General features: G+C 60.8%; 21 protein-coding genes and 1 other RNA gene. 4 read left to right on the forward strand and 18 right to left on the reverse strand.

Features of this window, described 5'->3' with window-relative positions:
• Positions 1 to 97: 97 nt before the first annotated feature.
• The 18 genes from lpxC to rsmI all read right to left on the reverse strand — a co-directional run bounded on the left by lpxC (position 98) and on the right by rsmI (position 19588).
• A complete protein-coding gene (gene lpxC, locus KGA97_RS16945) occupies positions 98 to 1009 on the reverse strand; it encodes a UDP-3-O-acyl-N-acetylglucosamine deacetylase (protein ID WP_008025989.1) in 912 nt (303 codons plus the stop codon).
• Positions 1010 to 1121: 112 nt separating this feature from the next.
• The gene (gene ftsZ / locus KGA97_RS16950) at positions 1122 to 2315 is read right to left on the reverse strand and encodes a cell division protein FtsZ (protein WP_008025988.1); all 1194 of its coding nucleotides are present in this window, start codon (positions 2313 to 2315) and stop codon (positions 1122 to 1124) included.
• A 70-nt stretch (positions 2316 to 2385) separates the two neighbouring features.
• Positions 2386 to 3645, reverse strand: coding sequence for a cell division protein FtsA (gene ftsA, locus KGA97_RS16955; protein ID WP_008025987.1), 1260 nt, complete (start codon positions 3643 to 3645; stop codon positions 2386 to 2388).
• Positions 3646 to 3659: 14 nt separating this feature from the next.
• Positions 3660 to 4529: a cell division protein FtsQ/DivIB gene (locus tag KGA97_RS16960; RefSeq protein WP_223481135.1), complete on the reverse strand. Its 870-nt coding sequence runs from the start codon at positions 4527 to 4529 to the stop codon at positions 3660 to 3662.
• Between the two features lie 4 nt (positions 4530 to 4533).
• Complete coding sequence (locus KGA97_RS16965) at positions 4534 to 5490, reverse strand: D-alanine--D-alanine ligase (RefSeq protein WP_008025985.1); 957 nt, start codon at positions 5488 to 5490, stop codon at positions 4534 to 4536.
• A complete protein-coding gene (gene murC, locus KGA97_RS16970; protein ID WP_008037298.1) occupies positions 5487 to 6947 on the reverse strand; it encodes a UDP-N-acetylmuramate--L-alanine ligase in 1461 nt (486 codons plus the stop codon). The genes KGA97_RS16965 and murC overlap by 4 nt, the downstream gene beginning before the upstream one ends.
• A complete protein-coding gene (gene murG, locus KGA97_RS16975) occupies positions 6940 to 8010 on the reverse strand; it encodes an undecaprenyldiphospho-muramoylpentapeptide beta-N-acetylglucosaminyltransferase (RefSeq protein WP_008037296.1) in 1071 nt (356 codons plus the stop codon). Before murG ends, murC begins: the two co-directional genes overlap by 8 nt.
• Positions 8000 to 9217, reverse strand: coding sequence for a putative lipid II flippase FtsW (ftsW, locus tag KGA97_RS16980; RefSeq protein WP_008037295.1), 1218 nt, complete (start codon positions 9215 to 9217; stop codon positions 8000 to 8002). The genes murG and ftsW overlap by 11 nt, the downstream gene beginning before the upstream one ends.
• The gene (gene murD, locus KGA97_RS16985; RefSeq protein WP_223481136.1) at positions 9214 to 10560 is read right to left on the reverse strand and encodes a UDP-N-acetylmuramoyl-L-alanine--D-glutamate ligase; all 1347 of its coding nucleotides are present in this window, start codon (positions 10558 to 10560) and stop codon (positions 9214 to 9216) included. Before murD ends, ftsW begins: the two co-directional genes overlap by 4 nt.
• 6 nt (positions 10561 to 10566) lie before the next feature.
• On the reverse strand, positions 10567 to 11649 hold the full coding sequence (gene mraY, locus KGA97_RS16990) for a phospho-N-acetylmuramoyl-pentapeptide-transferase (protein ID WP_008037292.1): 1083 nt from the start codon (positions 11647 to 11649) through the stop codon (positions 10567 to 10569).
• Positions 11649 to 13016: a UDP-N-acetylmuramoyl-tripeptide--D-alanyl-D-alanine ligase gene (locus KGA97_RS16995; protein WP_223481137.1), complete on the reverse strand. Its 1368-nt coding sequence runs from the start codon at positions 13014 to 13016 to the stop codon at positions 11649 to 11651. The genes mraY and KGA97_RS16995 overlap by 1 nt, the downstream gene beginning before the upstream one ends.
• On the reverse strand, positions 13009 to 14472 hold the full coding sequence (locus KGA97_RS17000; protein ID WP_008025973.1) for a UDP-N-acetylmuramoyl-L-alanyl-D-glutamate--2,6-diaminopimelate ligase: 1464 nt from the start codon (positions 14470 to 14472) through the stop codon (positions 13009 to 13011). The genes KGA97_RS16995 and KGA97_RS17000 overlap by 8 nt, the downstream gene beginning before the upstream one ends.
• Positions 14472 to 16211 carry a peptidoglycan D,D-transpeptidase FtsI family protein gene (locus KGA97_RS17005; RefSeq protein WP_177318160.1) on the reverse strand — a complete coding sequence of 580 codons (1740 nt, stop codon included), beginning with the start codon at positions 16209 to 16211 and terminating at the stop codon, positions 14472 to 14474. The genes KGA97_RS17000 and KGA97_RS17005 overlap by 1 nt, the downstream gene beginning before the upstream one ends.
• The gene (gene ftsL, locus KGA97_RS17010) at positions 16211 to 16504 is read right to left on the reverse strand and encodes a cell division protein FtsL (protein ID WP_032828607.1); all 294 of its coding nucleotides are present in this window, start codon (positions 16502 to 16504) and stop codon (positions 16211 to 16213) included. The genes KGA97_RS17005 and ftsL overlap by 1 nt, the downstream gene beginning before the upstream one ends.
• Positions 16501 to 17448, reverse strand: a complete 948-nt coding sequence (rsmH, locus tag KGA97_RS17015; RefSeq protein ID WP_008037287.1) for a 16S rRNA (cytosine(1402)-N(4))-methyltransferase RsmH — start codon at positions 17446 to 17448, stop codon at positions 16501 to 16503. The genes ftsL and rsmH overlap by 4 nt, the downstream gene beginning before the upstream one ends.
• The gene (gene mraZ / locus KGA97_RS17020; protein ID WP_008025967.1) at positions 17445 to 17900 is read right to left on the reverse strand and encodes a division/cell wall cluster transcriptional repressor MraZ; all 456 of its coding nucleotides are present in this window, start codon (positions 17898 to 17900) and stop codon (positions 17445 to 17447) included. Before mraZ ends, rsmH begins: the two co-directional genes overlap by 4 nt.
• A 353-nt stretch (positions 17901 to 18253) precedes the next feature.
• Positions 18254 to 18607: RNase P RNA component class A (gene rnpB / locus KGA97_RS17025), an RNA gene on the reverse strand.
• A 75-nt stretch (positions 18608 to 18682) separates the two neighbouring features.
• A complete protein-coding gene (gene rsmI / locus KGA97_RS17030) occupies positions 18683 to 19588 on the reverse strand; it encodes a 16S rRNA (cytidine(1402)-2'-O)-methyltransferase (protein WP_162130705.1) in 906 nt (301 codons plus the stop codon).
• 176 nt (positions 19589 to 19764) lie between these two features.
• Here rsmI and KGA97_RS17035 point away from each other — a divergent pair, with 176 nt between their 5' ends.
• From KGA97_RS17035 to KGA97_RS17050, 4 genes are all read left to right on the forward strand, one after another.
• Complete coding sequence (locus tag KGA97_RS17035) at positions 19765 to 21576, forward strand: penicillin-binding protein activator (RefSeq protein WP_008037284.1); 1812 nt, start codon at positions 19765 to 19767, stop codon at positions 21574 to 21576.
• The gene (locus KGA97_RS17040; protein WP_223481138.1) at positions 21576 to 21938 is read left to right on the forward strand and encodes a YraN family protein; all 363 of its coding nucleotides are present in this window, start codon (positions 21576 to 21578) and stop codon (positions 21936 to 21938) included. The genes KGA97_RS17035 and KGA97_RS17040 overlap by 1 nt, the downstream gene beginning before the upstream one ends.
• 104 nt (positions 21939 to 22042) lie before the next feature.
• Entirely contained in the window at positions 22043 to 22636 is a 594-nt protein-coding gene (locus KGA97_RS17045) for a phosphoheptose isomerase (protein ID WP_008025961.1), read from the forward strand.
• Positions 22633 to 23211: a BON domain-containing protein gene (locus KGA97_RS17050; RefSeq protein WP_008025960.1), complete on the forward strand. Its 579-nt coding sequence runs from the start codon at positions 22633 to 22635 to the stop codon at positions 23209 to 23211. Before KGA97_RS17045 ends, KGA97_RS17050 begins: the two co-directional genes overlap by 4 nt.
• The last annotated feature ends 33 nt before the right edge of the window (positions 23212 to 23244 follow it).

Here is a 23244-nt window from a genome sequence, read left to right on the forward strand (position 1 = left end):
GCCCGCGAAGGCGTCATCACTACCACCACACGACTTTCTGGCAGGCATAAAAAAAGGCCACCCGAAGGCAGCCTTTAAAAACTAGAGAGGTTTTTACTTACACCGCCGCAACCGGACGCATGTAAGAGATCGGTGCAGTGCTGGCGTCTTCGAAAGTCACGACTTCCCAAGCATCTGGCTGCTCAATCAACTTGCGCAGCAGCTGGTTGTTCAATGCATGTCCGGACTTGAAGCCCTTGAACTCACCAATCAGGCTATTGCCCAGCAGGTAGAGGTCACCAATTGCATCGAGGATCTTGTGCTTCACGAATTCGTCTTCATAGCGAAGGCCGTCTTCGTTCAGTACACCATCCGCGTCGACCACAATAGCGTTTTCAACGCTGCCGCCGAGTGCGAGGTTGTGCTTGCGCAGGTACTCGATGTCACTCATGAAACCAAAGGTACGGGCGCGGCTGACTTCTTTTACGAACGAAGTGCTGGAAAAATCCACGCTTGCACTTTGTGTGCGGTTACGGAAAACCGGGTGATCGAAATCGATCTCGAAACTCACCTTGAAGCCTTCGAAAGGGACGAAAGTGGCGCGCTTGTCGCCGTCTTCCACTGTCACTTCCCGCAGGATCCGGATGAACTTCTTGGCTGCGTCCTGTTCTTCCAGGCCGGCCGATTGAATCAGGAATACGAAAGGTCCAGCGCTACCATCCATGATCGGGACTTCGGACGCGGAGAGCTCGACGTAGGCGTTATCGATGCCCAGGCCGGCCATGGCCGAGAGCAAGTGCTCAACCGTGTCCACTTTCACGTCACCGTTGACCAGCGTCGTCGACATAGTTGTCTCGCCGACGTTGGCAGCACGAGCCGGGATCTCGACCACTGGATCGAGGTCGGCACGGCGAAAGACGATTCCGGTGTCGATCGGTGCAGGCTTGAGGGTCAGGTATACCTTCTCCCCGGAGTGCAGACCTACACCGGTGGCACGGATAATATTTTTCAGTGTGCGTTGTTTAATCATGGCTTGGGCCGCTTCAGCGCAAATTGCGAACTGGTATCAACAAAGGCTGGCGATGATAGCAGACCAGACCTTTGCTGAACACCAATCACCTTCATAGCCCTGATACATTCCATTAATCGGCCTGACGACGCAGGAAAGCCGGGATGTCCAGGTAGTCCAGATCATCTTGCGGATTCATCTTCGCGGCAGTCGCAGCACCGGCCTGAGCCTGGTTGCGCATGACGGTCGGACGGTCCAGGTCACGGTAGTTCACCGCTGGAGCTTCCTGACGAGCGGGAGCCGATTGTTGCGGTTGCGGCGCCATGGAAGTGTGAACGGTATTGTCGATGACCTTCACAGGCTTCTCGATTTTCGCGCCCAGACCAGTGGCAACGACTGTTACGTGCAGCTCGTCGCGCATGTCCGGATCGATAACGGTACCGACCTTGACCATCGCGTGCTCGGAAGCGAAGGCTTCGATGATGCTACCCACGTCGGAGTACTCACCCAGGGACAGGTCAGGACCGGCGGTGATGTTCACCAGGATGCCGCGTGCACCTTGCAGGTTCACGTCTTCCAGCAGCGGGTTGCGAATGGCCGCTTCGGTGGCTTCGCGTGCACGGTTCGGACCGCTGGCGCAGCCAGTGCCCATCATCGCCATGCCCATTTCGCTCATCACGGTACGAACGTCGGCAAAGTCGACGTTGATCATGCCCGGACGCTTGATGATGTCGGAGATACCGCGAACGGCACCGGCCAGTACATCGTCTGCCTTGGCGAAAGCCGACAGCAGGCTGGCGTCTTTACCGAGGATGGTCAGCAGCTTCTCGTTGGGAATGGTGATCAACGAGTCGACGCTTTCCGACAGCAGGCGGATGCCTTCGTCGGCCAGTTGCATACGCTTGCGACCTTCGAACGGGAACGGACGGGTCACCACCGCAACGGTGAGGATCCCCATTTCCTTGGCCACTTCAGCAATGATCGGCGCAGCACCGGTACCGGTACCGCCGCCCATGCCGGTGGTGATGAACACCATGTTGGTGCCCTGCAGGACTTCGGCAATGCGCTCGCGATCTTCGAGAGCGGCCTGACGACCTACTTCAGGGTTGGCGCCGGCGCCGAGACCTTTGGTCACGCTGGTGCCCAGTTGCAGGATGGTCCGCGCACTGATGCTCTTCAGCGCCTGGGCATCAGTGTTGGCGCAGATGAATTCAACGCCTTCAATGTTGCTCTTGACCATGTGATTGACAGCGTTGCCGCCGCCTCCGCCAACACCGATAACCTTAATGACCGGGCTTGCGGGGATGTTGTCTACGAGTTCGAACATTTTCCCTCTCCTTTGATTCTCTAGTTTTTTCGCCTACTGCCTGTATCTACAACGGTGCTGCGGTAATTCTTCAGAAGTTGCCTTGTACCCAGCTCTTGATGCGATCGAGCAAGGCGGCTTTCGGTTCGTCATTGCTGTAGCTGTCGCGGCTGCTGATGCCCGAGAACGAAATCCCGTCGGACTGCTTCTGCAGGCCGTACATCAACAGGCCGACGCCGGTGGAATAAATCGGGTTGCGCACCACGTCGTCGAGACCCTTCACGCCATGTGGCACGCCCAGGCGGACCGGCATGTGGAAAATCTCTTCGGCCAGTTCGACCGCGCCTTCCATCTTCGACGTACCACCGGTCAGCACGATGCCGGCCGGGATCAGGTCTTCGTAGCCGCTGCGACGCAGTTCGGCCTGGATCAGCGTGAACAGCTCGTCGTAACGCGGCTCGACCACTTCGGCCAGGGCCTGGCGGGACAGCTCGCGCGGTGGACGGTCGCCAACGCTCGGGACCTTGATGGTTTCACCGGCACCGGCCAGTTTGGCCAGGGCGCAGGCGTAGCGAATCTTGATTTCTTCGGCGTACTGGGTCGGGGTGCGCAACGCCATGGCGATGTCGTTGGTCACCTGATCGCCCGCAATCGGGATCACTGCGGTGTGACGGATCGCGCCTTCGGTGAAGATCGCGATGTCGGTGGTGCCGCCGCCGATGTCCACCAGGCACACGCCCAGCTCTTTCTCGTCGTCGGTCAGTACCGAGTACGCGGAGGCCAGTTGCTCGAGAATGATGTCGTCGATTTCCAGACCGCAGCGGCGCACGCATTTTTCAATGTTCTGTGCGGCGTTGACGGCGCAAGTGACCACGTGGACCTTGGCTTCCAGACGTACGCCGGACATGCCCAGAGGCTCACGTACGCCTTCCTGGTTATCGATCACGTAATCCTGCGGCAGGGTGTGCAGCACGCGCTGGTCAGCCGGGATTGCCACAGCCTGGGCAGCGTCGAGGACGCGCTCAAGGTCGGCGGAGCTGACTTCGCGATCACGAATCGCCACGATGCCGTGGGAGTTCAGGCTGCGGATGTGATTGCCGGCCACACCGACGAACGCCGAGTGGATTCGGCAACCGGCCATCAGCTGCGCTTCTTCGATGGCGCGCTGGATCGATTGCACGGTGGACTCGATGTTCACCACCACGCCTTTTTTCAGGCCGCGGGACGGATGAGTGCCGATCCCGACGATTTCCAGCGTGCCGTCGTCCGAGACCTCGCCTACCAGCGCCACCACCTTGGAGGTGCCGATATCGAGACCGACGATCATTTTGCCGCTTTGCACGTTTGCCATGGGTCCTGCCTCTCTTAATTCTTCGCGACAGCGGGTTGGGCTGTCGTAGGCGCTACAGGTTCCCGCCAGCCAACAGCGAGGCCGTTGGCGTAGCGCAGATCGATGCGCGCAATGTTCGTAATCTGTTCTTTAAGCGTCTTGTCGTAGATGGCAATGAAGCGGCGCATCTTTTCCACCAGGTTGCCGCGGCCCAGCAGCAGTTCGATCCCCGGGCCCGCACTGCCTGCGCCGGTGGTCAGGAACCAGCTGCCTCGTTCACGCAACTCCAGGCGTGCAATCGAGAAGCCCAACGGCCTGAGCATCTGGCTCAGCACCTGGTATTGCTGCATCACTTGCTGCTGAGCCCGTTGTGGGCCGAACAGCTGTGGCAAGTGTTCGTAGTTCGCCAGCTCACGCGGGGTGAACGCCTGCCCCTGGTTGTTCAACAGCGATTCATCGCCCCAACGGGCCACCGGCAGTTGTTCTTCCAGGCGGATCACCACTTGATCCGGCCACACCCGACGTACTTCGGCGTGGGCAATCCATGGCATCTGTTCCAGCTCGGTGCGCATGCTCGCCAGGTCGATGGTGAAGAAGCTCGACGCCACGTACGGGGCGATTCGCTGCTGCACCGCTTGCTGGCTGATGTAACTCAGGTCGCCCTGCACCGCGATCTTGGTGATTGGCCGGTCGGCGTACGGCAGCAAACGCTGTGCGCCTTCGTAAGTGCCAAACCCCAGTGCGACCAGCAGCACCGGCCAGAACAGGCTTTTCAGAAAACCAAAATTGGCTTTCGGCAGGCGCGCAGACATCGGCTCTTTGGCCACCATTCGGCTGGCACCCCGCGGCACCGGCTTGCGGCCGGGTGCTGGAGGGGGCTGATGTCTGAGCTGTGCGCCTTGCATGGTCTTACCCTCGAACCTCAACACTGGCGGCCAGGATCGCCAGGACCAATTGCTGGAAATCCAGACCGGCGGCACGGGCCGCCATCGGGACCAGACTGTGATCGGTCATGCCCGGTGCGGTGTTGACTTCCAGGAACCAGAACTGCCCGTCGGCGTCCTGCATCACGTCAGCCCTGCCCCAACCGGCGATACCCAGCGCCTCACAGGCTTTCGCCGTGAGGTCCATCAGTTCTTTTTCCTTGTTGCTGTCGAGGCCGCACGGGATCCGGTACTGGGTATCGGAGGCCACGTACTTGGCGTCGTAGTCGTAGAAACTGTGCGTCGTGCCCAGGGCAATCGGTGGCAACACCTGGTCACGCAGGGTGGCGATGGTGAACTCCGGACCTTGAATCCATTGCTCGACCAACACTTGCGAATCGTAGGTACTGGCCGCTTTCCACGCGTCGATCAACTCCGGCGCGGAAGTCACTTTGGCCATCCCGATACTTGAACCTTCATGGGCCGGTTTGACGATCAAAGGGAAGCCCAGTTCCGTCGCCGCCGAAATACAATCGGCCTCGGAACTCAGTACCGCGTGGCGTGGCGTCGGAATGCCGAGGCTGTGCCACACCTGCTTGGTGCGCAGCTTGTCCATGGCCAGCGCCGACGCCAGAATGCCGCTGCCGGTGTACGGAATGCCCAGGCATTCCAGCAGGCCTTGCATGCTGCCGTCTTCACCGCCACGACCGTGGAGAATGATGAACGCGCGGTCGATTTTCTCGTTGAGCAAACGCTGCAACAGGTCATCACCGACATCGAGACCGAACGCGTCCACACCGGCGCTTTGCAGCGCTGCGAGAACCGCGTTGCCCGACTTCAGGGAAACTTCACGCTCCGCACTCTTGCCGCCGAACAGCACGGCAACGCGGCCGAAATCTTTCGGCGCGACAGTGGAGACGAGGTTGGCGTAAGCAGCAGTCATTTCAACTTCCCCACGCTTGGCGCGGCAACGGCGCCAGCGAACAACGGACTCTTCAACAGTTTCGGTGCGAGACCGCCGATATCACCGGCGCCCTGGCACAACAGGATGTCGCCGGCACGCAGCAGCGGCTTGACGACAGGCGCGAGATCGACACCGCGCTCGATGTAGATCGGGTCGAGCTGACCGCGCTGACGGATGCTGTTGCACAGCTTGCGGCTGTCGGCACCCGGGATCGGCTCTTCGCCGGCCGGATAGACTTCCATCAGCAACAGCACGTTGGCGTCGGCCAGTACATTGACGAAATCGTCGTACAGGTCGCGGGTGCGGCTGTAACGGTGCGGCTGGTAGACCATCACCAGACGGCGCTCCGGCCAGCCACCACGCACGGCCTTGATCACGGCCGCGACTTCGGTCGGGTGGTGACCGTAGTCGTCGACCAGCATCACGCTGCCGTCTTCGACCGGCAGTTCGCCATAGACCTGGAAGCGTCGGCCGACACCCTGGAACCCGGACAGGCCCTGGACGATGGCTTCATCGCTGACGCCTTCGTCAGTGGCGATGCAGATGGTGGCCAGCGCGTTCAGCACGTTGTGGTTACCCGGCATGTTCACCGAGACGTCCAGCGGCTCGCGGTCAGGACGCAGCACGGTGAAGAAGGTCTGCATGCCCTGCTGACGCACATTGATCGCGCGCACATCGCAGTCATCGCCGAAGCCGTACGTGACGACCGGACGTTTGACCTGCGGCAGAATTTCACGCACCACCGGATCGTCCAGGCACACCACCGCCAGACCGTAGAACGGCAGGTTGTGCAGGAACTCGACGAAGGTTTTCTTCAGTTTGTTGAAGTCACCGTCGTAGGTCGCCATGTGGTCGGCGTCGATGTTGGTGACCACGGCCACCAGCGGCTGCAAGTGCAGGAAGCTGGCGTCGCTTTCGTCGGCTTCGGCGATCAGGTAGCGGCTGGTGCCGAGCTGGGCATTGGTGCCCGCGGCATTCAGACGACCACCGATGACGAACGTCGGGTCGAGGCCACCGGCCGCAAATACCGAAGCGATCAGACTGGTAGTGGTGGTTTTGCCGTGTGTACCGGCGACGGCGATGCCGTGGCGATAGCGCATCAGCTCGGCCAGCATCTCGGCACGCGGCACCACCGGAATACGGCGTTCAAGCGCAGTGGCGACTTCCGGGTTGGAGGTGTTCACCGCGCTCGATACCACCAGCACGTCGGCGGCAGCGGCGTTCTCGGCACGGTGGCCGATAAAGATCTGGGCGCCGAATGATTCGAGACGCTCGGTGACCGGCGAAGCTTTCAGGTCGGAACCGGACACTTCATAGCCCAGGTTCAGCAACACTTCGGCGATCCCGCACATGCCCACGCCGCCGATACCGACGAAGTGGATGCGACGGATGCGGCGCATTTCCGGGTGCGGCATGGCTTTCTGATTCTCAACCATGGGCCACCTCCAGGCAGGTATCGACCACGTTACGGGTCGCATCGGGTTTGGCCAGGCGGCGTGCCGCAGTGGCCATGTCGGTGAGTCGTTGTGGTTGCATCAGGACCTCTGTCAGGCGTGCGGCAAGATCCGCTGCGCCAGTCGTTCTTTGCGGCATCAGGAAGGCAGCGCCTTCACGGGCCAAATAATCGGCGTTGCGGGTCTGGTGATCGTCGATCGCGTGGGGCAAAGGCACCAGCATCGAGGGCAGACCGGCGGCAGCCAGTTCACTGATGGTCAACGCGCCTGCGCGGCACACCACCAGGTCGGCCCAGCCATAGGCGTGGGCCATGTCTTTGATGAAAGGCTGCACTTGCGCCTCGACGCCAGCCGCGCGATAGCGCTCTGCAGTCACTTCATCGTGGTTTTTGCCGGCCTGATGGAACACGTCCGGACGCAGGTCGGGGGCGACGTGCGACAGGGCTTCAGGCAGTAATTTGTTCAACGGTTCTGCGCCCAGGCTTCCGCCGAGGATCAGCAAACGCGCCTTGCGACCAGCCAGGGCAGGTCGCGGTGTGTCGAGGAACAGCTCGGTGCGCACCGGGTTACCGGTGGTCCGTCGGCTGTCCGACAGGGTAAAGGTGTCGGGGAACGCTTCACAGACTCGGGCGGCCAACGGCACCAGCAACCGATTGGCGGTACCGGCCACGGCGTTCTGTTCGTGAACGATCACCGGCACACCGGCCAGTTTGGCTGCAACGCCGCCAGGACCGGTCACATAACCACCGAAACCGACCACGCACACCGGCCGCAACTGGCGAATGATCGCCCGCGCCTGCCAGACGGATTTGAGCAACATCAACGGCGCCTTGAGCAGGGACAACTTGCCCTTGCCGCGCAGACCGCTGGCGTTGATCCGGTGCAGCTCGATGCCGGCCATCGGCACCAGGTCATTTTCGATACCACGTGGAGTGCCAAGCCAATGCACGGTGTAACCACGGGCCTGGAACTCGCGAGCGCAAGCCAGTGCCGGGAACACGTGTCCGCCGGTGCCGCCTGCCATGATCAATACGTTAGCGCCCATGGGTCGGCTCCTCGGCGAAGTCGCTCTCATGGAACTCCATCTCCTCACTGCCCAGGTGGGTTCGACTCTCCCACTCAATGCGCAGCAACAAGCCGAGACAGGCACAGCAGATCACCAGCGAGCTGCCGCCATAACTGAGGAACGGCAAGGTCAGGCCTTTGGTTGGCAGCAGGCCGACGTTCACCCCGATATTGATCAGGAACTGACCAATCCACAGGAACGACAGACCGTACGCAATATAGGCAGCAAAGAACTGCTTGGCCTTCTCGGCCCAATAACCGATGTACATGCCGCGAATACAGACAAAGACGAACAGCGCCACGGTGCACAGGGAACCCACGGCACCCAGCTCTTCGGCCAGAACCGAGAACACGAAGTCGGTGTGGGCTTCCGGCAGGTAGAACTGTTTCTGCACGCTGTTGCCCAGGCCTACGCCCAGCCACTCACCGCGACCGAACGCGATCAATGCTTGCGACAACTGATAACCGGCGCCGAACTGGTCGGCCCACGGGTCGGCAAAGTTGGTCAGACGCGCCATCCGGTATGGCTGCACCTGAATCAACAACACCACCGCCGCAACCGCCAGGACCACCATCAACGAGAACCGGAACAGCCCGACCCCGCCAAGGAACAGCATCGCCGCAGCCGCGCCCATCATCACGACGGTGGCACCGAAGTCCGGCTCCATCAGCAACAGCCCCGCCATCGGCAGCAGTACGATGAACGGCTTGAAGAAACCCATCCAGCTTTCACGCACTTCTTTCTGGCGACGCACCAGATAACCGGCGAGGTAGATCACCACGAACACCTTGGCAATCTCGGAAGGCTGAACGTTGAAGAAACTGAAACCGATCCAGCGCATCGAACCGTTCACTTCACGGCCGATCCCCGGAATGATCACCATCACCAGCAAGCCGAACGCACCGATCAGCATCAGCCAGCCCAGGCGTTGCCAGGTGGCGATCGGAATCATCATGGTAACGATGCAGGCAGACAGGCCCAGCACCACGTAGATCAAGTGGCGAGTCATGTAGTACAGGGCACTGCCCGACTGCACGGCGCCCACTTCGGTCGAGGCCGAGGCGATCATGACCAGCCCGAGGCCGAGCAAGGCCAGGCAACCGGCGAGCATCGGAAAATCGAGGTCGATGCCGCGCCCGGTGATGAGCGGCGAAGGAAACGGCTTGATGATATTGAGCAGGCTCATGCCAGATCCTCCACTGCCTGGACGAACTGGTGACCACGGTCTTCGTAATTCTTGAACATGTCGAAGCTGGCACAGGCCGGCGACAACAACACCACGTCGCCCGGTTGCGCAGCGGCGCGGCATTGCTCCACCGCTTCGACCAGCGAAGCAGCGCGGATCAGCGGCACGGCGTCGCCAATGGCCTCACCGATCTTGTCGGAGTCGCGGCCCATCAGGATCACGGCGCGGCAGTTGGCCGCCACCGGATCACGCAGATCATTGAACTCGGCACCCTTGCCGTCGCCACCGGCGATCAGCACGACCTTGCCGTCGATGTCCGCGCCCAGGCCTTCGATGGCGGCCAGTGCGGCGCCGACGTTGGTGGCTTTGGAATCGTTGTAGTAGCTCACGCCGTCCAGGTCACGAACCCACTGGCAGCGATGTTCGAGACCGGCGAACGTGCGCAGGCTCGACAGCATGGCGTCGAACGGCAGGCCGACCGCGTGGCCCAGGGCCAGCGCTGCCAGGGCATTCGACTGATTGTGGGCGCCGCGAATTTTCAGCTCGCGCACCGGCATCAGGTTCTGGAATTCGAAGGCGAGGTATTTCTCGCCGTCTTCTTCGCGGATACCAAACGCCTTGAAATCGGGTTTGCTCAAACCGAAGGTCCAGCAGGGCTGACCTTCGCCCATCAACGGACGGCTCAGGGCGTCCTGACGGTTGACCACGAACTGCTTGGCGCCACGGAAAATCCGGTGCTTGGCCAGGTGATAGGCCGGCAGGCCGCTGTAGCGGTCCATGTGGTCTTCGCTGACGTTGAGCACGGTCGCCACTTCGGCGTTGAGCTGGTCGGTGGTTTCGAGCTGGAAGCTCGACAGTTCCATCACGTACAACTCGATGTCATCGCGAAGCAGGTCCAGCGCCGGCGTACCGAGGTTGCCGCCGACAGCGACGCGCTTGCCGGCCGCAGCCGCCATCTCGCCCACCAGCGTGGTCACGGTGCTTTTCGCATTGGAGCCGCTGATGGCGACAATCGGCGCCTTCGAGTTACGCGCGAACAGCTCGATGTCGCCGGACAGCTTCACGCCACGAGCGGCGGCAGCCTGCAGGGCCGGGGTCGCCAGCGCCAGGCCGGGGCTCACATAGAGCTCATCGGCGCGGCACAGGAATTCGACGTCCAGCTCGCCACAACGCACTTCCACGTGCGGATAGTCACGCTTGAGCGTGGCCAGTTCCGGTGGATTTTCCCGCGTATCGGCCACGGCAAACGACGTGCCCCGGTTCGCCAGGAAGCGAACCAGGGACATGCCGCTCTTGCCGAGGCCGACAACGATGCGGAAGTGGTCAGAAGCGATCAGAGACACGAGTTTCTACCTCAGCTTCAGGGTGGCAAGGCCGACCAGCACGAGAATCACGGTGATGATCCAGAAACGGACGATCACACGCGGCTCGGGCCAGCCCTTGAGTTCAAAGTGGTGGTGAATCGGTGCCATGCGGAACACACGGCGACCGGTCAGTTTGAAGGAAGCAACCTGAATGACGACTGACAGGGTCTCCATCACGAACACGCCGCCCATGATGAACAGGACGATTTCCTGGCGAACGATCACCGCGATGGTGCCCAGGGCCGCGCCCAGCGCCAGCGCGCCGACGTCGCCCATGAAGACTTGTGCCGGGTAGGTGTTGAACCAGAGGAAGCCGAGGCCCGCACCGATCAACGCACCGCAGAACACGATCAGTTCACCGGCGCCGGGTACGTACGGGATCAGCAGGTATTCGGCGAATTTCACGTTACCCGACAGGTAGCAGAAGATCCCCAGACCACCACCGACCATCACGGTCGGCATGATCGCCAGGCCGTCGAGGCCGTCGGTCAGGTTGACCGCGTTGCTCGAACCGACGATCACGAAGTAAGTCAGCACGATGAAACCTGCGCCCAGCGGAATGCTGTAGTCCTTGAGCATTGGCAGGATCAGGGTGGTTTCGACCGGCGTCGCGGCGGTCATATAGAGGAAGATCGCCGCGCCGAGACCAAACACCGACTGCCAGAAATACTTCCAGCGGCTCGGCAGGCCTTTGGAGTTTTTCTCGATGACCTTGCGATAGTCATCGACCCAGCCGATGGCACCGAACAGCAACGTCACCAGCAACACGGTCCACACATAGCGGTTGCTCAGGTCAGCCCAGAGCAAGGTGCTGACGCCGATGGACGACAGGATCAGCGCGCCACCCATGGTCGGGGTGCCGGATTTGGACAGGTGCGATTGCGGGCCGTCGTTACGAACGGATTGACCGATCTGACGGTTCTGCAACGTGCGGATCATCCACGGGCCATAGCACAGCGACAAAACCAGCGCGGTCAGCACACCGAGAATCCCGCGCAGGGTCAGGTACTGAAAGACCGCGAAGCCTTTGTAGAACTGTTGCAGATACTCCGCTAGCAGCAGCAGCATTAATGTTTCTCCAGACTGGACCCGCACAAAGCGGCAACGATGTTTTCCATCGCAGCGCTGCGCGAGCCCTTGATCAAAATGGTGGTGTTTGTGTCTTGCTCGGCGCCGAGGGCCTTGATCAGTTCAGCCTGAGTGGTGAAGTGATAAGCCTGCTCGCCAAAAGCGTTTACGGCGTGAGTCATCAACGGCCCGACCGCGTAAAGCGCAGAAACCTTGCCACGGGCATACTCGCCCACGTCGCGGTGCCCCTGCTCCGCCCAGTCGCCCAACTCGCCGATATCCCCGAGCACCAGAACGGTGCGGCCGGAAAAGCCGGCGAGTATATCAACGGCCGCGCACATCGAGGTGGGGTTCGCGTTGTAAGTGTCATCGATCACGCGCATGCCATTGCTGGCCAGTTGCGCGACGGTACGGCCCTTGACCGGCTGCACCGCGCCGAGGCCGGTGGCGATGCCGGACAGCGACACGCCCAAGGCGTGCGCGGCAGCGGCGGCGGCCATGGCATTGGCGACGTTATGGGTGCCGAGCAGGTTCAGTTGAACGCGCTCCACACCGTCAGGGCTGTGCAGATTGAACGCCGGGCAACCGCGAGCATCGCGGTCCAGATCGCTGGCGTAGAAGTCGGCGCTGACGTTGCTCAGGGCAAAGGTCAGCACTTTGCGACCGGCGGCGCGGGTCTTCCAGATGTCGAAGGCCTTGTCGTCAAGATTGAGCACGGCGATGCCATCGGCCGCCAGCCCTTCAATAATCTCGCCCTTGGCTTCCACGATTTTTTCCGGCCCGCCGAACTCGCCGACGTGGGCGGTCCCTGCGTTGTTGAGCACGGCCACGTGGGGCTTGGTCATGCCAACGGTGTAGGCAATTTCGCCGAGCCGCGAAGCACCCAGCTCGATCACCGCGGCGGTATGTTCCGGCGCGAGTTCAAGCAAGGTCAGCGGCACGCCGAGATCATTGTTCAGGTTGCCACGGGTCGCCAACACCGGACCGCGTGTGCGCAGGATGCTCGCAAGCATTTCCTTGACCGTGGTCTTGCCGCTGGAGCCGGTGATGGCGGCGACTGGGTGAATAAACGCAGCACGGTTCATCGCACCCAGTTGGCCAAGGGCCTGACGGGCGTCCTTGACCAGCAATTGCGGCAGCCCACTGTCGGGCACTTCGCGCTCGACCAGGGCAGCCACCGCGCCTTTGTTCGCCACGTCGTTCAGGTAGTCATGGCCGTCGAAACGCGGGCCAGTCAAGGCAATAAACAGTTGGCCCGGCTTGATCGCACGGCTGTCGATGCTGACGCCATCGAACGTGGCATCGGCGATGATCATGCGGCCATTCAGCGCGCCGGTCAGTTCGCTCAGTTTCAAGTGTTTAAGCATGAGCCACCTCCCACGCGGTCAGTGCGCGATCAGCCTCGACCAGATCAGAGAAGTCATGACGCTGGCCGTTGATTTCCTGATAGTCCTCGTGACCTTTACCGGCCAGGACAATCACGTCATCCACCGAAGCACTGGCGATCAATTGCGCAATGGCCTGACCACGACCGGCGACGAACGTCACCTTATCCACGTTGGTGAAACCGGCGCGGATGTCATCGAAAATCACTGCAGGGTCTTCGGTGCGCGGATTGTCATCGGTGACCAGCACGCCGTCAGCAAGACGTTCGACCACTTCAGCCATCAGCGGGCGCTTGCCGCGATCGCGATCACCGCCGCAGCCGAACAGGCACAGCAAGCGACCTTTGGCGTGCGGACGCAGGGCCATCAATACTTTTTCCAGCGCATCCGGGGTGTGGGCGTAATCGACCACCACCAGCGGTTGAGTACCGCCGCCCAGGCGCTGCATGCGACCGGCCGGGCCTTCGAGTTTCGGCAGGACCTTGAGGATTTCGTCCAGCGCGTAGTCGAGACCGAGCAAGGCACCGACCGCTGCCAGGACGTTGCTCAGGTTGAAGCGACCAAGCAAGGTGCTGCGCAGATGATGCTCGCCTTGCGGCGTGACCAACGTGGCGCGCACGCCTTCGTCGTCGAACTGCGCTTCGCGGCAAAACAGGTAGGCGCTGCTGTCGAGCAGGCTATAGGTGATCAAGCGCGACTCACGTTTTTCAGCAGCCAGTTGCCGGCCGAAATCGTCGTCGAGGTTCACCACCCGACATTTCAGATCGTTCCAGTCGAACAGCTTGGCCTTGGCTTCGCCGTAGGCCTGCATGGTGCCGTGGTAATCCAGATGATCGCGGGACAGATTGGTCATCACCGCCACATCAAACGCCAATGCCGTTACACGGCCCTGATCCAGACCATGGGAAGACACTTCCATGGCCACGGCTTTGGCGCCGGCCTTTTTCAGGTCAGCGAGGGTCGCTTGCACGGCGATCGGGTTCGGCGTGGTGTGCAGGCCGCTTTCCAGCGCGCCATAGAAACCGGTACCCAGTGTGCCGACAATGCCGCAATGCTGGCCGAGCAAATCCAGTGCTTGCGCAACCAATTGGGTCACGCTGGTTTTGCCGTTGGTGCCGGTCACGCCGACCAGGTTCAGGTGGCGGCTCGGTTCACCGTAGAAACGCCCGGCGATATCGGACAGCTGCGCCGCCAGGCCTTTGACCGGAATCAGTGGCACGTCGGTGATCGGCAGCACGGTTGCGCCTTCGACTTCATACGCCACGGCTGCAGCACCGCGCTGCAAGGCGTCGGCAATGTGCGCTCGACCGTCGAACTTGCCGCCAGGAACGGCAAGAAACAGATCGCCAGCCCGCACATTGCGGCTGTCCAGTGTCAGTTCGCGGATCAACAGATCGCGGCCAGCGTGGGCGAAAATCTTGTTCAGGCTCAGAGACATCAGCCGCGCCCTCCATTGGCTTTCAGCGGAACAACCGGTGTTGCGTTGGCTTGCTGCACCGGCGGCAGGTTGTCCGGCGTGACGTTCATCAGGCGCAGGGTCCCGGACATCACTTTGCTGAACACCGGCGCCGATACCAGGCCACCGAAATAGCCGGCTTTGGTCGGTTCATCGATCACCACCACGATGGCGTATCGCGGATCGCTCATCGGGCCGAAGCCTGCGAACAGCGAGCGGTAGGAGTTCTCGGCATAGCCTTTGGTGCCGACCGACGTTTTACGCGCCGTACCGGACTTGCCGCCGACGTGATACGCCGGCACTTGCGCACGGAATACACCGCGCGGTGCTTCGATCACTTGTTGCAGCATGGTTTGCATGGTTTTCGCCACGGCTTCCGGCAGCACTTGCGTGGTTTGCGGCGCCTTGTCGGTCTTGATCAGGGTCAGTGGCGCGAGGCGACCGTTGTTGGCCAGGGCCGAGAAGGCGTGGACCAACTGGATCGCGGTCACGGAAATACCGTAGCCATAGGACAGCGTGGCGGTTTCAGCCTTGCGCCATTCGCGGTAGTTCGGCAGGTTGCCCACGCGTTCGCCCGGGAAACCCAGGCCGGTGTCTTGGCCGAGGCCGACTTTCTGCGCCAGGCGGAAAATGGTTTCGCCGCCGATATCGAACGCGACCTTGCTCATGCCGACGTTACTGGAGTTGATCAGAATGCCGGTCAGGTCGAGTACCGGGCCTTCAGTCTTGGATACGTCCTTGATGGTGTACTTGCCAATCTGCAGGCTGCCCGGGTAAACCTCGACGGTGTCGGTCGGTTTCCAGCGGCCGGTTTCGATTGCGGCACTCATGGAGATCGCTTTCATGGTCGAACCCGGTTCGAACACGTCGATCATTGCGCGGTTACGCATCATCGCCGGTTGCAGGTTGCGACGGTTGTTCGGGTTGTAGGTCGGCTGGTTGACCATGGCGAGGATCTCGCCGGTCTTCACGTCCATGATCACCAGGCTGCCGGCCTTCGCGCCGTTCTCGATGATCGCGTTGCGCAGCTCGCGGTTGGCCAGGTATTGCAGACGCAGGTCAATGGACAACGCCAAGGGCTTACCGGCCTTGGCGTTTTTGGTCACCTGAACATCTTTGATAAGTCGACCGCGCCGGTCCTTGATGACCTGCCGCTTGCCAGGGACACCGGCGAGCCATTCGTCATAGGCCAGCTCGACACCTTCACGACCGTGGTCATCAATGTCGGTAAAGCCGACCATATGAGCAGTCACTTCACCGGCCGGGTAGAAACGGCGGAATTCCTCGATGCCGTAGACGCCCGGCACTTTCAGGTCGAGCACGGACTGGCCTTGCTCAGGCGTCAGCCCGCGCACCAGATAGATAAATTCTTTATTAGCCTGCGCTTCGAGACGTTCGGCGAGGGCTTTCGGATCCTGACCCAACGCGGCCGCCAATGCTGGCCACTTCTCTTTGGCCGTTTGCATTTCCTTGGCGTTGGCCCACAGCGTGGTGACCGGAGTACTGACAGCCAAAGGCTCGCCGTTACGGTCGGTGATCAGACCACGGTGAGCCGGAATCGGAATATGACGAACGCTGCGCGCGTCGCCCTGGCCTTTCAGGAAGGCACGGTCGACCACTTGCAGGTCAATGATGCGCCAGCAAATTGCCGCGACCATGACGCCGAGCAAACCCACCACCAGGCGAAACCGCCATGGAAAGAGTGCGCCTTCGAGTTTCATCATGGCGCCACCATCTGCACGTCAGCGGCGCCAGGAATGTGCATCTTCAGTTGCTCGGTGGCCAGGACTTCGATGCGGCTGTGCGCCGTCCAGGTGCTCTGCTCGAGAATCAACCGGCCCCATTCCGCCTGCGCCTTGTCGCGCACGCTCAACTCGTTGTAAAGCGAGTTCAACAGCTGACGGTTCCAGTGGGCGCTGTACGACACGCCGATGGCCGACACGAGCACGCCAACAAACAGCAGCAGCATGAAAAAGCTTCCGCCGGGAAGTGGCTTGGCGAAAAGCTTGCTCACCGCAGCTTCTCCGCCACGCGCATGACGGCGCTACGGGAACGTGGGTTGGCTTTGAGTTCGGCCTCGGAGGCGGACTGCGCTTTGCCATGGATTTTGATTTTCGGTTCGAACGCGACGTGACGGACCGGCAGGTTGCGCGGCAGGTTGTCGGCTTCGCCTTTCACCAGTTTGCGCATGAACAGTTTGACGATGCGGTCTTCCAGCGAGTGAAAACTGATGACCACCAGGCGGCCACCGATTTCCAGGGATTCCAGCGCAGCTTCAAGGCCGGCTTCCAGATCGCCCAGTTCGTTGTTGACGTGAATACGCAGGCCCTGGAATGCACGGGTCGCAGGGTTCTTGCCCTTTTCCCATGCCGGGTTGGCGACTTTCAGGACTTCAGCCAGATCGCCGGTGCGTTCGAACGGCTTGATGTCGCGACGCTCGGCTACGGCACGGGCCATGCGGCCAGAGAAACGTTCTTCGCCGTATTCCTTGAACACCCGGGCGATTTCTTCCACCGGCGCGGTGTTGACGAATTCGGCAGCGCTGATCCCGCGGGACGGGTCCATGCGCATGTCCAGCGGGCCATCATTGAGGAAACTGAAACCGCGCTCAGGGTCGTCGAGCTGTGGCGAAGACACGCCCAGGTCAAGCAGAACGCCGCTGACCTTGCCGGCCAGACCGCGTTCGGCGACTTCCGAACCGAGCTCGGCAAAGCTGCGCTGCACAACGACAAAGCGGCCGTCTTCGGCCGCTAGCGTCTGCCCGGTGGCAATCGCTTGAGGATCCTTGTCGAATCCCAGCAACCGACCCTCGGGACCAAGCTGGCTGAGGATCAACCGGCTGTGTCCGCCGCGCCCGAACGTGCCGTCCAGATAGCAGCCATCAGGACGTACGGCGAGAGCCTCGACGGCTTCGTCAAGCAGTACGGTGATGTGGTTAAAGCCGCTATCAATAGTCACAGGATCAAATCACGCAGTTCATCAGGCATGGCGCCCGGTTGTTGAATAGCAGCCAGGTCAGCGGCAGAAACCGCATCCCAGGCATCCTCGTCCCACAATTGGAACTTGTTCAGTTGGCCTACCAGCATCGCGCGCTTATCCAGTCGGGCATATTCACGAAGACGCGGCGGAACCAGGAAACGACCACTGCCATCGAGCTCGAGGTCGACGGCATTACCAATCAGTAAACGTTGCAGGCGGCGGTTCTCTTCGCGAAGCGAAGGCAGTGCGCGCAGTTTGGTTTCAATAATTTCCCACTCATCGAGGGGGTAAACACACAAACACGGATCAACGGCATCAATTGTGACGATTAACTGACCGGAACTACGCGAAACGAGCTCGTCACGGTACCGGCTCGGCATGGCGAGACGGCCCTTTGCGTCGAGACTGATAGCGTTAGCTCCGCGAAACACGTCAGCGTTTCTCCAAATATTAGCGTTTTGCGTTCAAAAAACCCACTTCATGCCACTTTCCACCACTTGCGCACACTATAGGAATGCGGCCACCGCACCGTCAAGGCGCGGATTAAAGGAAAACCCTTACAGAACTGAGATTTAGGAGCGTATTGGGAGGGGTAACGGCAATCTGGCGGATGAATTTGCTCGATAACTTGAATCAGCACAGAAGGCTGCGTTCAGAAGTTAAAGTAGTTTGTTAAGAGTAAGATTTTTTCGGTATTACAAAAGAGGTTATGCGATTGATTGTGCAGGAGGGAAATTGCCATTACGAGCGCCCTGCTCAACGATTCAAACAGGGAGGGAAAAAGGTGGAGAGTCGATCTGTAAGCCGGGTTCTGTCTTGAACAGTCATTCGTCTACGATGGCCATCACTGGACATCTTTAGCAACCTACCCGGTCCCAGCGCGGGCCACGCCTTGGGACCCTATTTGGTCTTGCTCCAAGTGGGGTTTACCTAGCCACGAACTGTTGCCAGACGTGCGGTGCGCTCTTACCGCACCTTTTCACCCTTACCGGCGCCGAAGCGCTTAGGCGGTTATTTTCTGTGGCACTTTCCGTAGGCTCACGCCTCCCAGGCATTACCTGGCACTTCGCCCTATGGAGCCCGGACTTTCCTCCCCCCCCTAATTTTCATAGAGGGCAGCGACTGTCCGATCGACTCTCCGCCGCGAAGGTTAACGGCAGAGCGGCCGAAGAACAAGCGTTAAACGCCATCAGCCACGCCTGCACGTCGGGATTTACTCGCCCTTCTGCTTATCCAGCGCGACCTGATACAGGACATTCTTGCGTTCGCCGGTAATTTGCGCGGCCAATGCTGCGGCCCGCTTGAGTGGCATTTCTTCGAGCAACAGATTGAGGATGCGCATGGCTTCACTGCTGACGGCATCCTCCGTCTCGGGGGCAGACCAGCCCGCCACCAACACCACACACTCACCGCGCTGCTGATTGCTGTCCGACTCGACAAACTCGCGCAGCTCGGCCAATGGCAGGCCTTTCAGGGTTTCGAAGGTTTTGGTCAGTTCGCGCGCCAGCAACGCCAGACGCTCGCCACCGAAGACCAGCTCCATGTCTTGCAGGCATTCCAGGATCCGGTGCGGGGCCTCGTAGAAAATCAGCGTGCGCGGCTCTTCCTTTACCAACTCCAGACGAGCCCGACGACCGACCGCCTTGGCCGGCAGGAAGCCTTCGAAGATAAAACGGTCCGACGGCAAACCCGCCGCCGACAGCGCCGCAATCAATGCACAAGCCCCCGGGACCGGCACGACATTGATTCCGGCCGCACGGGCCTGACGCACCAGGTGATAACCCGGATCGGAGATCAACGGCGTCCCGGCGTCGGAGATCAGCGCCACATCGTCACCGGCAAGCAGGCGGGTAATAAAGCGGCTACCTTCATCCCGCTCGTTGTGCTCGTGGCAAGCCGCCAGCGGCGTGGGGATGCCGAAATGCTGCATCAACCGCTGGGAGTGACGGGTGTCTTCGGCAGCGATCAATGCCACTTCGCGCAGGATCTTCAGCGCGCGCGCACTGATGTCGTCCAGGTTGCCGATGGGCGTCGCCACCACATAAAGCGAGCCAGCAGCGGAATTCAAAGCACCTGGAGCAGTCAAAGCGCACACCTCATGATCGGTAAAAGCCGCCATTGTAGCGCGTAGCGACGATTGCGATACGCGCAAGCAACCCCGGGTTTTTCAGGCTACGGTGCAGTGCTGCAACATTTGTACGAGCTAAATTGATCGATTCACGCCAGTAGCATCGCGCCCCGGCCAGTGCTTGGGTACAATTCCACGCTTATTTGATCGAGTATCAGGAACACTACATGATCGCTTGCCTGCGGCTGTTCACTGCCCTCTGCCTCGCTGCCTTGCTGGCGGCTTGCGCCAGCTCGCCCTCTTCCAGCCTTGGCGAACTTCCACGGACCCCGGATGCCAGTATCGAGCAACTGCTCGATCAGGCCGCCAAAAGCAAAACGCCGGAACAAGCCGCGCTGTTTCGCCTGAGCGCGGCCGACCTCGCTTATCGCCAAGGCAATGCCGGCCAGTCCGCGCAAATCCTGCAACAAGTGCCGGTCGAGCAACTCAAGCCAGGCCAACAGGTCTTCGCCAACACGCTGGCGGCCGAACTGGCCATGACCCGCAATCAGCCGAAAGCGGCGCTGACCGCTTTGAGCCATCCAAGCCTGCAACGCCTGGGTGAATTGCCGGAGGAACAACAGATTCGCACCGGCACCGTGCACGCTCGTGCCCTTGAGGCCGATGGCCAGACCCTCGCCGCCGCACGGGAGCGTATTTTCATCGCGCCGATGTTGAGCGGTGAAGCGGCAGGCAAAAACCACGAAGCGATCTGGACCCTGATCGCTTCGCTGCCAACCGACCAATTGCAACCAACCACCAAGGACGACCTCGGTGGCTGGATGGGCCTGGCGCTGGCGGTTAAAACGGCCGGCACGCTTGAGCAACAACAAGCTGCGATCGACAACTGGCGCGCCCAGAACCCTAAACACCCGGCCGCCATTCAGTTGCCGCTGTCACTGACCAAACTCAAGGAACTGGCCAGCCAGCCTCTGAGCAAGATCGCCCTGCTGCTGCCGCAAGACGGCCCGCTGGCATCGGTCGGCAAAGCGCTTCGCGAAGGTTTCATGGCAGCGCACTACCAGGCTCAACAGGCCGGCCAGAAGCCGCCTGCCATCGAGTTCTATGACAGCTCGCGCCTGACTTCCCTTGACGAGTTCTATCGCAAGGCTCAGGCCGATGGCGTGCAACTGGTCGTCGGCCCGCTGGAAAAACCACTGGTCAAACAGCTCAGCACTCGCCCACAACTGCCGATCACGACCCTGGCGCTGAACTACAGCGAAGGCGAACAAGGCCCGGCCCAGTTGTTCCAGTTCGGTCTTGCCGCTGAAGACGAAGCCCGCGAAGTGTCCCGTCGCGCTCGCGCCGATGGCCTGCATCGCGCCGCGATCATGGTGCCAAAAGGCGAATGGGGCGACCGCGTACTCCGAGCGTTCAGCCAGGACTGGCAGGCAAACGGCGGCAGCATCGTTGCCACCGAGCGCGTTGATCAGCCAGTGCAACTGGCCCAGCAGATTGCCGACATGTTCCAGCTGCGCCAGAGCGAAGGTCGTGCCAAGAGCCTGCAAAGCACCGTCGGTTCGCAGGTCGCTGCCCAGCCTTCGCGTCGCCAGGACATCGAATTCATCTTCCTGGCCGCCACACCTCAGCAAGCCCAGCAGATCAAACCGACCCTGAACTTCCAATACGCAGGCGATGTGCCGGTTTACGCCACGTCCCACGTATTCAGTGCCAGCGGCGACGTGAACCAGTACAACGACATGAACGGCATTCGCTTCTGCGAAACCCCATGGTTGCTGGACGCCAATGATCCGCTGCGCAAGCAAGTGACCACACAATGGCCACAAGCCGCCGGCAGCCTGGGTCGCTTGTATGCGATGGGCGTTGACGCCTACCGCCTGGCTCCGCGCCTGGGGCAACTCAAGGCGCTGCCGGACAGCCGCATCGAAGGTCAATCGGGCAGCCTAGGCATGACTCAGAACCAGCGCGTCGTGCGCCAGTTGCCGTGGGCACAGTTCGCCAACGGCCAGGTTCAACGCCTGCCGGACACCCCGCGCTGATGCCTGACCGGTCACGCCAGCAAAGCGGTAAAGATGCCGAGCGCCATGCGCTCGAGCATCTGCAACAACAGGGTCTGCGCCTGCTGGCGCAGAACTGGTTGTGTAAACGCGGCGAGCTTGATCTGGTCATGCTTGATGGCGATACAGTAGTATTCGTTGAAGTTCGCTACAGAAAAAACACTCAATGGGGTGGCGCGCTCGATAGCATCGATGAGCGCAAACGGCAGAAACTGATTTTTGCCGCGCAGTATTTTCTTCAGCGCGAGTCGCGTTGGGCCAATTCCCCTTGCCGTTTCGACGTGGTTGCCATCGACAGCAGCCCCGATCAGTTGAACTGGCTGCAGAATGCCTTCGACAGCTGATCGCGTGCGTCCCGAACCGGACACTTTCACCCGACAATTTTGCTCTTTGCTTTGCGGGCTGCACATTCATGTGCCGAGTAGCCGCGCTAATTAAGGTCACACAGATGGACATGCAATCCCGAATTCGCCAGCTTTTTCAGGCCAGTATCGACACCAAGCAAATGGCGATGGACGTACTTGCACCGCACATCGAGCAAGCCAGCCAAGTGATGGTCAACGCCCTGCTCAACGAGGGCAAAATGCTCTCCTGCGGCAACGGCGGTTCCGCGGGCGATGCCCAGCATTTCTCGTCCGAGCTGCTCAACCGCTTTGAACGTGAGCGTCCGAGCCTGCCGGCCATCGCGTTGACCACCGACAGTTCGACGATCACCTCGATCGCCAACGACTACAGCTACAACGAAATCTTCTCCAAGCAGATCCGCGCGCTCGGCCAGCCGGGCGACGTACTGCTGGCGATTTCCACCAGCGGCAACTCGGCGAACATTATTCAAGCGATCCAGGCCGCACATGATCGCGAAATGATTGTCGTAGCATTGACGGGCCGCGATGGCGGCGGCATGGCGTCGCTGCTATTGCCCGAGGACGTCGAGATTCGCGTACCGGCCAACGTCACCGCACGTATTCAGGAAGTCCACCTGCTGGCGATCCATTGCCTTTGCGACTTGATCGACAGCCAACTGTTCGGGAGTGAAGAATGACCCCTAATCGCCTAGGCCTTCTGGCCTTGACCCTGTGCCTCGGCATCAGCGGCTGCACCTCGGTGGTGAATGCCAGCCGTGAAGCGCCGATCGATGATGATCGCGGCACACGCACCTTAGGCAGCAAGATCGACGACTCTCTGATCGACACCAAAGTCGGCGTGAACATCGCCAAGGCCGACCCGGCCCTGGACAACGATTCGCACATCGTCGTCACCAGCTTCAACGGCGTCGTACTGCTCGCCGGCCAAACGCCGCGCGCCGACCTCAAGGCCAAGGCCGAACAGGCCGCTGCCGCCGTGCAGCGCGTGAAAACGGTGCACAACGAACTGCAGGTGCTGCCGCCTTCCGGCTTCCTCGCCCGCCAGAACGACACCTGGCTGACCTCCAAGATCAAGACCCAGATGCTCACCGATCCGAACATCCCGGGCTCGCGCATCAAGGTTGTCACTGAAAACGGCATCGTCTATTTGCTGGGTCTGCTGACCAAGCAGGAAGCCGCCCAGGCGACCAATCTGGTGCAGGGTGTTTCCGGCGTGCAGAAGATTGTGAAGTTGTTTGAGTACATCGACTGATACCTGTTGATTGGTGACGGCATTCTTGAGAAG

It is taken from the genome of Pseudomonas sp. BF-B-15 (assembly GCF_019946675.1).
Lineage (GTDB): Bacteria > Pseudomonadota > Gammaproteobacteria > Pseudomonadales > Pseudomonadaceae > Aquipseudomonas > Aquipseudomonas migulae.

Excerpts from the sequence above, each read along its gene's own strand:
- murG (WP_008037296.1), bottom strand. The coding sequence starts at position 8,010 with ATGGGCGCTAACGTATTGATCATGGCAGGCGGCACCGGCGGACACGTG.
- KGA97_RS17000 (WP_008025973.1), bottom strand. The coding sequence starts at position 14,472 with ATGTCTCTGAGCCTGAACAAGATTTTCGCCCACGCTGGCCGCGATCTG.
- mraY (WP_008037292.1), bottom strand. The coding sequence starts at position 11,649 with ATGCTGCTGCTGCTAGCGGAGTATCTGCAACAGTTCTACAAAGGCTTC.
- KGA97_RS16995 (WP_223481137.1), bottom strand. The coding sequence starts at position 13,016 with ATGCTTAAACACTTGAAACTGAGCGAACTGACCGGCGCGCTGAATGGC.
- KGA97_RS17050 (WP_008025960.1), top strand. The coding sequence starts at position 22,633 with ATGACCCCTAATCGCCTAGGCCTTCTGGCCTTGACCCTGTGCCTCGGC.
- KGA97_RS17035 (WP_008037284.1), top strand. The coding sequence starts at position 19,765 with ATGATCGCTTGCCTGCGGCTGTTCACTGCCCTCTGCCTCGCTGCCTTG.
- KGA97_RS16965 (WP_008025985.1), bottom strand. The coding sequence starts at position 5,490 with ATGACTGCTGCTTACGCCAACCTCGTCTCCACTGTCGCGCCGAAAGAT.
- lpxC (WP_008025989.1), bottom strand. The coding sequence starts at position 1,009 with ATGATTAAACAACGCACACTGAAAAATATTATCCGTGCCACCGGTGTA.
- KGA97_RS17040 (WP_223481138.1), top strand. The coding sequence starts at position 21,576 with ATGCCTGACCGGTCACGCCAGCAAAGCGGTAAAGATGCCGAGCGCCAT.
- murC (WP_008037298.1), bottom strand. The coding sequence starts at position 6,947 with ATGGTTGAGAATCAGAAAGCCATGCCGCACCCGGAAATGCGCCGCATC.
- ftsW (WP_008037295.1), bottom strand. The coding sequence starts at position 9,217 with ATGAGCCTGCTCAATATCATCAAGCCGTTTCCTTCGCCGCTCATCACC.
- ftsZ (WP_008025988.1), bottom strand. The coding sequence starts at position 2,315 with ATGTTCGAACTCGTAGACAACATCCCCGCAAGCCCGGTCATTAAGGTT.
- KGA97_RS17005 (WP_177318160.1), bottom strand. The coding sequence starts at position 16,211 with ATGAAACTCGAAGGCGCACTCTTTCCATGGCGGTTTCGCCTGGTGGTG.
- KGA97_RS17045 (WP_008025961.1), top strand. The coding sequence starts at position 22,043 with ATGGACATGCAATCCCGAATTCGCCAGCTTTTTCAGGCCAGTATCGAC.
- ftsA (WP_008025987.1), bottom strand. The coding sequence starts at position 3,645 with ATGGCAAACGTGCAAAGCGGCAAAATGATCGTCGGTCTCGATATCGGC.
- KGA97_RS16960 (WP_223481135.1), bottom strand. The coding sequence starts at position 4,529 with ATGCAAGGCGCACAGCTCAGACATCAGCCCCCTCCAGCACCCGGCCGC.
- rsmI (WP_162130705.1), bottom strand. The coding sequence starts at position 19,588 with ATGGCGGCTTTTACCGATCATGAGGTGTGCGCTTTGACTGCTCCAGGT.